This window comes from Microcella pacifica, assembly GCF_009371975.2.
Lineage (GTDB): Bacteria > Actinomycetota > Actinomycetes > Actinomycetales > Microbacteriaceae > Microcella > Microcella pacifica.
This window is the reverse complement of record NZ_VIKT02000012.1, coordinates 80205-91416: the sequence shown is the minus strand read 5'-3', so window position 1 is coordinate 91416 and position 11212 is coordinate 80205. Positions and strand designations below refer to the sequence as shown.

The following is an 11212-nucleotide window of genomic DNA, read 5'->3' as shown; positions in this document are numbered from 1 at the left end:
CGGTGTTGCCTTCGGCAGTGCCCGGTAGCGGGCTGCTGGGGTTGAGTGGTGCGGGAGCGATCGGTGAGGGCGGCGCTGGTTGTAGTAGCTGACGAACTCATCGAGCTGGGCCTGCAGCTGCTGCAGCGTCTCGGCTGGCGGTTGTGCCCGAAGCCATTTCTTCAGCGTCTGCTGAAACCGTTCGACTTTGCCTTGAGTTTGCGGGTGCGAGGGGGCGCCGTTGCGTTGCTCAATGCCGCGGGCGTGCAGTTCAGCCTCGAACGCGTTGCGTCCGCCCTGGCGTCCCCAGCCGGCCAGGCGGACGGTGAAGACCATGCCGTTATCGGTCAGCGTGGCCTGCGGTGGTCCGTGTTCGACGATCGCGGCGCGGAAGGATGCCAGCACCAGCGGCGTGGTGACGCGGGCGTGGGCGGTGACCGAGATGGCCAATCGCGTGCAGTCGTCGAGGAAGGTGAGGATCTCCGTGCCAGTGCCGTCGGCGAGAGAGAAGTGGGTGAAGTCGGATTGCCAGCACTGGTTGGGCAGGTCGGCTTGGAAGCGAATGTAGGAGGCTTTGGGGCGCTTCTTCGGCTCGGGAGTGACAAGGCCTTCACGGTTCAGAATGCGCGCGATCGTTGCCCGCGAGACGGTCATGGCGTGATGGTGCTGCAGGTGCCAGGCGATGGTCGCGGGGCCGCGGTCGAGGCCTCGGGTTTGTAGGTTCGCCCGTAGGTTCACGATCAGCTCGATCGTCGCCGCCGGGGTGGCATGGGGTGAGGTTTTCGGGCGGCGCGAGCGCGCTTCGAGCCCAGCCTCGCCTTCGCGGCGCCAGCGGGCCATGATGCGGCTGACGCGGCTGGGCGAGAGGCCGTAGGTGCGGGCTGCTTGGGCTTGGGTGAGGCCTTGGACGGTGATCGCGGTGACGATGAGGTGGGCTCGAGACACTCGCGAGCCTGCCGCACGAGAGTGTTGCCTATGTCGTGAGACATCTGTTGCTTAAGTCCTGAGACTCAACACCACCGTCACCGCTCGTGTGATGTCTCAGGACATCGGAAACCCTCGAACCCACGGGTTCGGGGGTTTCTGTCGTTTCTGCGACCTCCACACACGCGGTGGCGTCACCCCTACGGTTCGAGCAGCACCTTGCCGGTCGTGCTGCGGCTCGCGAGAGCGGCCTGCGCGGCCCCGGCCTCGGCGAGCGGAAAGCGGGCGCCGATGCGCACGGTCAACGACCCCGACGACAGCATGGTGAAGAGCTCGCGGTAGCGCCCCGAGCGCTCGGCGGGGGTGCGCACGAAGTGCCCGAGCGAGGGGCGCGTGACGCTCAACGACCCACCGGCGTTGAGGCGCTGCAGGTCGAACGGCGGCACGGGGCCGCTCGCGGCGCCGAAGAGCACGAGCCTTCCGCGCACCGCGAGGCTCGCGAGCGAATCGTCGAAGGTGGCCCGGCCGACCCCGTCGTAGACCACGGGCACGCCCTCGCCGCCCGTGAGCTCACGCAGAGCATCCGCGAAGCCCTCGTACCGGATGCTCCGCTCGGCGCCCGCCGCCCGACTGAGCTCGCCCTTCTCATCGTCGGAGGTCGTCGTCACCACGCGCACCCCGCGAGCGACGAGCACCTGCGTCAGCAGCAGGCCGACCCCGCCCGCCCCCGCGTGCACGAGCACGGTGTCGCCGGGCTTCGGATGCGCGGCCGAGGTCGCGAGGTAATGAGCGGTGAGCCCCTGCAGCGGCAGGGCCGCAGCGGTGTCGAGCTCGACACCGTCGGGCACCACGACCGCGCGCTCGGCCGGCACCGTGAACAGCTCGGCGTAGGTGCCGCTAGCCTCGGCCGTGCACACACGGTCGCCCACCGTGAGGTTCGTGACGCCCTCGCCGAGCGTCTCCACGACGCCGGCGGCCTCCGAACCCGGAGTGAAGGGCAGGCTCACCGGGTATCCGCCGCTCCGCTGGTAGATCTCGATGAAGTTGAGCCCCGCGGCGTGCGTGCGCACGAGCACCTCGCCGTGAGCGGGTGCGGGAGGCGGAGCATCCGTCGCCCGCAGTACCTCGGGTCCACCGGTCTCGGACATGACGATCGCCTGCATGCGCACCCTTCTCCTTCGCGTCGAGTCGAGCCTAAGCCGGGTCGCCGCACGGCCGTCACCGCCCGCGCCCAGATTGCGCGGTTATCGTGCGGGCATGACCGCCCTCACGGATGCTCCGCTCACGATGCTCGATGGCCGCGAGACGACCTTCGCCGAGTTCGCCGACCGCGTCGTGCTCGTCGTCAACGTGGCCTCACGCTGCGGGCTCGCCCCGCAGTACGAGCAGCTCGAAGACCTGCAGAAGCGCTACGCCGACCGCGGTTTCACGGTGCTCGGGGTGCCCTCGAACCAGTTCTTGCAGGAGCTCTCGAGCGAGGAGAAGATCGCCGAGTACTGCAGCACCACCTGGGGCGTCACCTTCCCCATGACCGAGAAGGCGAAGGTCAACGGCAAGAAGCGGCACCCGCTCTACCAGCAGCTCGTCGAGACGCCCGATCACGGGGGCAAGGCAGGCCCGATCATGTGGAACTTCGAGAAGTTCCTCGTGCTCCCGAGCGGCGAGGTGCATCGCTTCCGGCCCACCGTGCTGCCGGACGCTCGCCCCATCGTCGAGCTCATCGAGGCGAACCTGCCCCGCTGACGCGGCTTCTCCTCAGGGGCGCGCGACCGTCCCGGCCTCCTCGGCGCCACGGGATCTGCAGATGCGGGACCTTTGGCACTGCCCGGGGGTCGGCGAGCGGAGCACGCTGGGGTCATCACCCCCGGATCAGCGACTCGCGCCGGTTCGAAGTCCCGTTGAGGAGACCATGATGACCACCACGACCATGACCGCGCACTCCGACGTTCGCACTCACGACGCTGGCCCTGGCCGCCGTTCCCTCGCCGTCCTGCGCCTGGCAACCGGGTTCATTTTCCTGTGGGCGTTTCTCGACAAGACGTTCGGGCTCGGCTACGCGACGCCGCTCGAGCGGGCCTGGATCAACGGCGGCACGCCGGCCCAGGGCTTCCTCAGGAGCGACACGGTCACCGGACCGCTCAAGGACTTCTTCCTCACCCTCGCCAACCCGGTCACCGACGTGCTGTTCATGCTCGGGATGCTCGGCATCGGCGTCGCCGTCATGCTGGGTATCGGCCTTCGCGTGAGCGCTGTGGCCGGCACCATCCTCATGGTCTTCATGCACCTCGCCGAGTGGCCCTTCACGCCGCTGACCGCCTCGAACAACCCCCTCGTCGATTACCACATCATCTACGCCCTCGCCCTGATCGTGATCGCGACCACGTTCGCTGGCGACACCTGGGGCATCGGCAAGGCCTGGCGGCGCGTCTCGCTCGTGCAGAAGCAGCGCTGGCTGATTTAACTGCCGGCGACCATTCGCGGGTTGCGAAACGCTACCTCTGCGTGAGTGAATCCTTCGCCGCCGCGACGACCGCGTCGGCGGTCATGCCGAAGCGTTCAAACAGCTCGGGGCCGGACGCCGAGGCGCCGAAGTGTTCGATCGAGACACTGCGACCGGCGTCGCCGATGATGTCACGCCAACTCAGCGCGACACCGGCTTCGACCGAGACGCGGGCCCGCACTGCCGAGGGCAGCACCGACTCGCGGTAGTCGTCATCCTGCTCGGCGAACCACTCGAGTGACGGCGCCGACACGACGCGCGCCCGAATGCCCTCCTGCGCGAGCGTGTCTCGCGCCGCGAGCGCGAGTTGCACTTCCGACCCGGTGGCGACGAGAATCACGTCAGGCGCACCGCCAGGGGCCTCGGCGAGAACATAGGCACCGCGGTCTGCGAGCGCTGCTGAGGCGAGAACATCGCCGGAAGCGTCGCCCGCGCCTCGGTCGAGCACGGGCACATTCTGACGAGTCAGGGCGATGCCGGTGGGGCCGCCTCGGCGCCGCAGCACCTCCAGCCAGACGGCCGCTGTCTCGGCGGCGTCGCAGGGGCGGGCCACCGTCATGTTGGGGATGGCGCGCAGCGTGGCGAGTTGTTCGATCGGCTGATGCGTGGGGCCGTCCTCTCCCAGGGCGACTGAGTCGTGAGTCCAGACGAAAATGCTCGGGATGTTCATGAGTGCGGCGAGGCGGACGGCGGGCCGCATGTAGTCGCTGAAGATGAGGAAGGTGCCCCCGAAGGCGCGGGTGGGCCCGTGCAGGAGGATGCCGTTGATGATGGCGCCCATCGCGTGCTCGCGGATGCCGAAGTGCAGCACTCGCCCATACGGCTCGGCCGTCCATTCGTGCGTCGATCGCTCGGCGGGCGCAAACGATGCCGCACTCTTGATGGTCGTCAGGTTCGATTCGGCCAGGTCGGCAGACCCACCCCAGAGCTCGGGCAGGTGAGCGGCGAGCGCATTGATGACGGCGCCCGACGCGGCCCGGGTCGACATCGCCGTGCCGGGTTCCCCGTGCGGCAGCGCCGCGTCCAGGCCGTCGGGCAGCTCGCCGGTCTGCAGGCGATCCCAGAGCTGCTTGCGTTCCGGGTTCGCCGCCGCCCAGGTCTCGAACCGCTGCTGCCACTCGGCATGGGCGGCAGCCCCACGATCGGCGAGGGCTCGCGTGTGAGCGATGACGTCGTCATCGATGGTGAAGAACTGCTCGGGGTCGAACCCGAGGGCACGCTTCGTCGCCGCGAGCTCGTTCGCTCCGAGGGCCGAGCCGTGCACGGCACCCGTGTTCTGCTTGCCGGGGGAGGGCCACCCGATGATGGTCTTCAGGATGATCAGGGAGGGCCGGGAGGTCTCGGCTTTCGCCGCCTCGATCGCCGCGTACAGCTCGTGGATGTCTTCCTGGTAGTGGCCGGTCTTCTTCCAGTCCACGGTCTGCACCTGCCAGCCGTAGGACGCATAGCGCGCGGCGACATCCTCGGTGAAGGCGATGGCGGTGTCGTCCTCGATCGAGATCTGGTTCGAGTCGTAGATCGCGATCAGGTTGCCCAATTCCTGGTGACCGGCGAGGCTGCCGGCTTCTGACGTCACTCCCTCCTGGATGTCGCCATCGCCGGCGATGACGTAGATCGTGTGATCGAAGGGCGACTCGCCGGCGGGGGCGTCGGGGTCGAAGAGGCCGCGCTCATAGCGTGCCGCGTAGGCGAAACCGACGGCGGAGGCGAGACCCTGGCCGAGCGGCCCCGTCGTGATTTCCACGCCCGGCGTGTGACCGTATTCGGGGTGGCCGGGGGTGAGGGAGCCCCACGTGCGCAGCGCCTTCAGGTCGTCGAGTTCGAGACCGAAGCCGCCGAGGTACAGCTGCACGTACTGCGTGAGAGACGAATGGCCGACCGACAGGATGAAGCGGTCGCGACCGGCCCAGGTCGGGTCGGCGGGGTCGTGGCGCAGCACGCGCTGGTACAGCAGGTACGCGAGTGGCGCGAGACTCATGGCCGTTCCCGGATGCCCGTTGCCCACCTTCTCGACCGCGTCAGCCGCGAGAACTCGCGCCGTGTCGACTGCCCGCTGGTCGATGTCGTCCCATCGCACTTCGGTCATGACCTGTCTCCTCACCGTTGACGGAAAACCACTGTTGACAGGTACCGTATCGCAATCTATGGTGAATCTAACATCGCAAGGTTGATAAATAACATGGCGCGGCGTCGTACCTAACATGGTCACGGACCGCCAAGACGGTGACGCAACTCGTCCAGCGCGAGGTCGCGCTGAGCGAGACGGCGAACCGGCTTGAGGAACACACGCGGTCTCAACGATGAACGCACAAACAACGGGAGCAAAGATGCGCGCAGTTGTATTCACGTCGGAAGGCGAATTGGCCCTCGAAGAGCGCCCTCAGCCGAAGCCCGGCCACAAGGAAATCCTCATCGAGACCGCCGCGGTCGGACTCTGTGGCACGGATACTCACGTGCTGGATGGCGAGTTCGAGGGAACTGTCTTTCCCCTCGTACCCGGCCACGAGGCATCCGGCACCATCGTCGAGCTCGGAGAGGGCGTCAATGACGGTGTCTTCGACTTCGCGGTCGGCGACCACGTCGTCGTCAACCCGAGCACCACCTGCGGCGAGTGCGAGTTCTGCCTCAACGGCCACCAGAACCTCTGCCGCTTCTGGAACGGGCTCGGAGTGGTCGCCTCCGACGGTGCGGCGCAGCAATTCTTCACGGCGCCCGCGAGCAACGTCTACAAGCTCAAGCCCGTGACCGACCTCTTCGAGGCCGCCCTCATCGAGCCGCTCGCTTGCGCCATTCGTGGCTGGGACGTGCTTCCCCGTCGCATGGGCGACCACGTGCTCGTCTACGGCTCCGGCACGATGGGGCTGCTCATGGCCCAGCTCGCGACCCGCGCCGGAGCGGCATCGGTCACGATCGTCGACCTCAACGAAGACCGCTTGAACACCGCCGCCGAGTGTGGCATTGAGCTGCGCTACACGAGCGCCGACGATGCAGACCGCGAGAAGTGGGATGTCGTGATCGACTGCACCGGCAACATCCGGGCGATCGAGGATGGCCTGACGCGCGTGAAGCCCGCCGGATTCTTCCAAGACTTCGGAGTCGCGCCCGCCGACAAGAAGGCAGAGTTCTCGCCCTTCCGCGTCTACCGCGACGAGATCTCGATCGTCGGAACGATGGCCGTGCTCAACTCCTTTGGTCGCGCGGTGGAGATGTTCGAAGCCGGCGCGGTCAACGCCACGGCCATGATCAGCCACAGCTTCGTCCTCGACGACTACGAGCAGGCCCTCGACCAGTTCCGTCGAGGCGAAGGGCGCAAGCTGCAGATCCGCCCCAACGACGACCAGTCACGGGTGCTGATCGCATGAGCGCCCCCACGACGTCGGCGACCGCGCCGCGGACGCGCACCCGTCTCTCCCGCACTGCCAAGCGCGGCATCACTGCCGGAGTGATCGCGGCGGTGCTGGTCGGAATGGCCCTCGGAACGAGGGTCGTGCCACTCGACGATCCGCTCGCGCAAGGGATCGTCGAGTTCAACGCCGCAGACTTCGGCGCGGAGCAGTTCGAGATCGTGCAAGAAGGAATCATCGACCGCTCCGCAGATGCCACAGTGGTGGCCGCCGCCATTGCTGATGACCCTGAGGCTGCCGCTGACCAGTACGCGGTTCCCAGCTCCGGCGGCCCCGTGTTCAGCGTGAGCTTCACCGGAGTCGTCGGCGACGGCCAGTCAGGCATCTACGAGATCCAGGTCGACGGGTTGCCCGATGACCTGCTGGTGCGCCTGCAGACCGGGCCGGCGATCAACGGAACAGAGCTGCGTGACGCCACTGGCGCGTACGAGTTCGGCGAGTTCACCAACCAGATCGCCTTCCAGAATGCCGCCGCCGCTCTCAACGATGAGCTCAAGACTCGGGTGCTCGAGTCGGTCGACACCGACAACCTGTCGGGCCAGACCGTCACCGTGGTCGGCGCCTTCACGCTCGTGAATCCCGCCGCCTGGCTGGTCACGCCGGTGGAGGTGACGGTGCTGTGAACGCCTCATTCGACGATGTGATGCTCGAGGCGCGCGACATCGTCAAGAACTATGGCGGCGTTCGCGCTCTGCGAGGGGTCAACTTCGACATCCGTTCCGGAACGGTCACCACGCTGTTTGGGGAGAACGGAGCCGGCAAGTCGACGCTCATGAAGATCCTCTCGGGAGTCGAGCAGCCGACCTCCGGCCAAATCCTCCTCGACGGCAAGCCGGTCACCTTTCACTCCACGACGGATGCTCGCGAGCGAGGAATCTCGATCATTCACCAGGAGCTGAGCCTGGCCCCGAACCTCTCCGTGCGCGACAACATCTTCCTCGGCCGTGAGATTCCGGGCCGGACGGGTGTCGACTACGCGGAAGAGGATCGTCAGACGCGGGAACTGCTGCAGGAGATGCAGTTGCCGATCGAGCCGGACACCATGGTGGCCGACCTTCGCGTGGGGCAGCAGCAGATCATCGAGATTGCTCGCGCGCTGTCGGTCAACTCGCGCATTCTCATCATGGATGAGCCGACGTCGGCCCTCGCGGCATCGGAAGTGCAGGTGCTGTTCGGCATCATCAACGACCTGACCTCACGCGGCGTGGCGATCGTCTACATCTCCCACCACCTCGAAGAGGCGCTCGAAGTCACCGACCACGCGGTCGTGTTGCGGGACGGCTCCATGACGGCCCGGGGTGAGCGCGCCGACATCGACCTCGAGTGGATCGTGCGCAACATGGTCGGCGACAACTATGACCTCGGTGCGCCGCCGACGGGGTACGACTTCGGCGACCCGGCCCTGAGCATCCGCAACCTCACCGTGCTCGACCCCGAGAACCCGGAGCGCGCGATCGTCAACGGGCTCAGCCTCGACGTGAAGGCAGGCGAGATCGTCTGCCTCTATGGGCTCATGGGTTCGGGCCGGACCGAATTGCTGGAGGCCATCGCGGGCCGCGGCGCCGTGTCCAGCGGCACCGTGCTGCTCGAAGGTCAGAAGTTGGATCGCCAGACCCTCGCAGAGCGCATCGAGATGGGCATCGGCCTGGTGCCCGAGGATCGCCAGCGCGACGGACTCGTGCAGACCATGTCGGTCGGCAAGAACCTCACCCTCTCCAGCCTGCGGGACTGTCTCGTCAACGGAGTGCTCTCCCGTCGAGCAGAGCGGACCCACGCCGACCAGCTCATCGCCGACGTGACGGTCAAGACGGATGGCCCCGATATCGAGATTGGGGCGCTGTCAGGAGGTAACCAGCAAAAGGTCGTGATCGGCAAGGTGCTGGGAACGCGTCCCCGAGTCATGCTGCTCGACGAGCCGAGTCGCGGTATCGATGTCGGCGCGAAAGGTGAGGTGTTTCGCCTCCTCGCCGCGCGTGCTGCCGAAGGACTCACGGTTGTCTACTCGACCTCCGAGGTGGGCGAGTGCCTCAGCATCGCCCACCGCATCATCGTGCTGAACCGCGGCCGCATCTCAGCCGAATTCGGACCGGATGCGACCAAAGAAATGATCATGGCCGCCTCTGGCGAGGCCGTGGCCGCCTAACCGGGCCCAAGGAATGGATCGGACAATGACGACGACAACCACCACAACCACCGCGATCATCACGCAGCGGAAGACACGATCGATCGGCAAGATCCTCATCGAGGGCCGGGCGTTTCTCGCGCTGATTCTCATCATCGCCGTGTTCTCGATGCTGTCGCCCAACTACCTCACCGTCAGCAACCTCCTCATCATGGCCTCGCACGTGGCGATCTTTGCGATTCTGGGGCTGGGGATGCTCATGGTGATCCTCAACGGAGGCATCGACCTCTCGGTGGGATCCACCTTGAGCTTCTCGGCGATCATCGGAGGCTTCCTCATTCAAGACGGGTTGTCGCTCACCATCTTCGGAGTGGTGCTCTACCCGAGCATCCCCGTCGTTGTCATCATCTCCTGTGCCATGGGAGCCCTGGTGGGGTTGGTCAACGGAATCCTGGTGGCCAAATTCAAGGTCGCGCCCTTCGTCGCGACCCTCGGCATGCTCTACGTCGTCCGCGGCATCGCGCTCCTGATGACCAACGGACTCACGGTCAACAACCTTTCGGGCAACCCTGAGCTGGGGAACACCGGGTTCGACTGGCTCGGGTTCAACCGACTGCTCGGCATTCCGATCGGCGTCATCATCATGGGCATCATCGCCCTGATTCTCGGATTCGTGCTCAGCCGTTCCACCTTCGGGCGCTGGCTGTACGCCTCCGGAGGCAACGAGCGCGCAGCCGAACTCTCCGGAGTGCCGGTCAAGGCCGTCACCGTGTGGGTGTATGTCATCTCCGGCATCTGCGCCTCGGTCGCCGGGCTCATCCTCTCCTCGACCCTCACGAGCGCAAGCCCGACGGCGGGCAACACCTACGAGCTCACCGCCATCGCGGTCGTCGTCATCGGCGGTGCGGCCCTCACGGGTGGACGCGGAACGGTGCGCGGAACCCTGCTCGGGGCGTTCGTCATCGGCTTCCTCTCCGATGGGCTCGTGATCGTCGGCGTCTCCGCCTACTGGCAGATGGTCTTCATGGGCGCGGTGATCGTCATCGCCGTGATGCTCAACACGCTCCAGTACGGCCGTCGGCCCCGTCCCGCCGCCTCGAGCACTCCGCCACCATCGTCGACGCCAGGCGACGGGCCGACCGAGCCCCACTCCCCCGAAACGTCGGGTCAGAAGACGCCAGTCACCACCGGCACCACCACCTGACCCGCCCCCCGCATCGCCCCAGTCGATGCACATCACATCCCGATGAAAGGAAACCACCATGGTTCGCAAGAAGGCGCTCACTGCGCTGGCAGCCGCTGCAGCACTGGCCCTGGGTCTCACCGCCTGCGCCGGAGGAGACACCGACACACCCGCGGAGTCGGCGGGGGGCGGTGAGGCCGGCGGCCTCATCACCATCATCGTCAACGACCCGGCCAACCCCTACTGGAAGACCGAGGGCGATGTTGCCGCGGCCGCAGCAGAGGAGCTCGGCTACGAGGCCGTTGTTGGCGCTCACCTGGGTGACACCAACACCGAGAACACGCTGATCGACACGGCCATCACCAACCAGTCGGTTGCGCTCATCCTCGACCCGGCCAACGCGGACGGCTCGATCGCGGCCGTCCAGAAGGCCACGGATGCGGGCATCCCGGTCTTCCTGATCAACGCTGAGATCAACGAGACAGGCATCGCGTTGGCTCAGCTGGTCTCGAACAACGCTCAGGGCGCTGCTCTGGGTGCCCAGGAGTTTGTGCGCCAGATGGAGGAAAACGGCAACTACATCGAGCTCTTCGGCGCACCGTCCGACAACAACGCGCAGACTCGCTCGAACGGCTTCGACACCGTGATCTCGCAGTACCCGGATCTGGTTCAGGTCGGGGAAGAGGTTGCTAACTGGGACCGCACCGAAGGTCGCAACGCGACACAGACACTGTTGCAGGCCAACCCCGACATCAGTGGGGTCATCGCCGGCAATGACGAGATGGCCCTGGGCGCCATCGCCGCTCTGAAGGAGTCGGGCGCGTTCGACGGCGTCGTCATCGGAGGCTTCGATGGCAACCCTGACGCGGTCGAGTCGGTCAAGGCGGGCGAGATGGCCTACACGGTTCTTCAGCCCGTCGCGGTCTTCGCCGCGGAGGCGATCGCCTTGGCTGACGACTACATCCGCAACGGCACCGTGCCGGAGACCGAGAAGCAGTCCTTCGACTGCATTCTCATCACGCAGGAGAACGTCGACCTCATGACGGGACCGTTCACCTACTCCGGCTAAGCCGGAGCACAGCGACCGTGCGCTCCCGCGC

Annotated in this window: 9 protein-coding genes and 1 pseudogene; 7 read left to right on the top strand and 3 right to left on the bottom strand. The window is 66.5% G+C overall.

The window, feature by feature from the left end; genetic code table 11:
• Both FK219_RS08535 and FK219_RS08530 read right to left on the bottom strand, forming a co-directional pair.
• Nucleotides 1-939 (bottom strand): annotated as a pseudogene (locus FK219_RS08535) (IS481 family transposase); the annotation flags it as partial.
• A gap of 164 nt (nucleotides 940-1103) precedes the next feature.
• Nucleotides 1104-2066 (bottom strand): quinone oxidoreductase family protein, encoded by a 963-nt coding sequence (locus tag FK219_RS08530; RefSeq protein ID WP_152583681.1) that lies wholly within the window; start codon nucleotides 2064-2066, stop codon nucleotides 1104-1106.
• A gap of 94 nt (nucleotides 2067-2160) precedes the next feature.
• Here FK219_RS08530 and FK219_RS08525 point away from each other — a divergent pair, with 94 nt between their 5' ends.
• Nucleotides 2161-2646 (top strand): glutathione peroxidase, encoded by a 486-nt coding sequence (locus FK219_RS08525; RefSeq protein ID WP_152583680.1) that lies wholly within the window; start codon nucleotides 2161-2163, stop codon nucleotides 2644-2646.
• A 169-nt stretch (nucleotides 2647-2815) separates the two neighbouring features.
• The gene (locus tag FK219_RS08520; protein WP_235923846.1) at nucleotides 2816-3364 is read left to right on the top strand and encodes a DoxX family protein; all 549 of its coding nucleotides are present in this window, start codon (nucleotides 2816-2818) and stop codon (nucleotides 3362-3364) included.
• Between the two features lie 31 nt (nucleotides 3365-3395).
• Here FK219_RS08520 and tkt read toward each other — a convergent pair whose 3' ends face one another.
• Nucleotides 3396-5489 (bottom strand): transketolase, encoded by a 2094-nt coding sequence (tkt, locus tag FK219_RS08515; RefSeq protein ID WP_152583678.1) that lies wholly within the window; start codon nucleotides 5487-5489, stop codon nucleotides 3396-3398.
• A 241-nt stretch (nucleotides 5490-5730) separates the two neighbouring features.
• On the opposite strand from tkt, the gene FK219_RS08510 reads away from it, so the two are divergent.
• The 5 genes from FK219_RS08510 to FK219_RS08490 are packed head-to-tail and all read left to right on the top strand — an operon-like array spanning nucleotide 5731 to nucleotide 11181.
• Complete coding sequence (locus FK219_RS08510) at nucleotides 5731-6765, top strand: zinc-dependent alcohol dehydrogenase family protein (RefSeq protein WP_152583677.1); 1035 nt, start codon at nucleotides 5731-5733, stop codon at nucleotides 6763-6765.
• Nucleotides 6762-7430, top strand: a complete 669-nt coding sequence (locus FK219_RS08505) for a DUF2291 family protein (protein WP_152583676.1) — start codon at nucleotides 6762-6764, stop codon at nucleotides 7428-7430. The genes FK219_RS08510 and FK219_RS08505 overlap by 4 nt, the downstream gene beginning before the upstream one ends.
• Nucleotides 7427-8950 carry a sugar ABC transporter ATP-binding protein gene (locus tag FK219_RS08500; protein WP_246299234.1) on the top strand — a complete coding sequence of 508 codons (1524 nt, stop codon included), beginning with the start codon at nucleotides 7427-7429 and terminating at the stop codon, nucleotides 8948-8950. Before FK219_RS08505 ends, FK219_RS08500 begins: the two co-directional genes overlap by 4 nt.
• A 25-nt stretch (nucleotides 8951-8975) precedes the next feature.
• The gene (locus FK219_RS08495; protein WP_152583675.1) at nucleotides 8976-10133 is read left to right on the top strand and encodes an ABC transporter permease; all 1158 of its coding nucleotides are present in this window, start codon (nucleotides 8976-8978) and stop codon (nucleotides 10131-10133) included.
• A 58-nt stretch (nucleotides 10134-10191) separates the two neighbouring features.
• Nucleotides 10192-11181, top strand: coding sequence for a D-ribose ABC transporter substrate-binding protein (locus tag FK219_RS08490; protein WP_152583674.1), 990 nt, complete (start codon nucleotides 10192-10194; stop codon nucleotides 11179-11181).
• Nucleotides 11182-11212 lie beyond the last annotated feature (31 nt).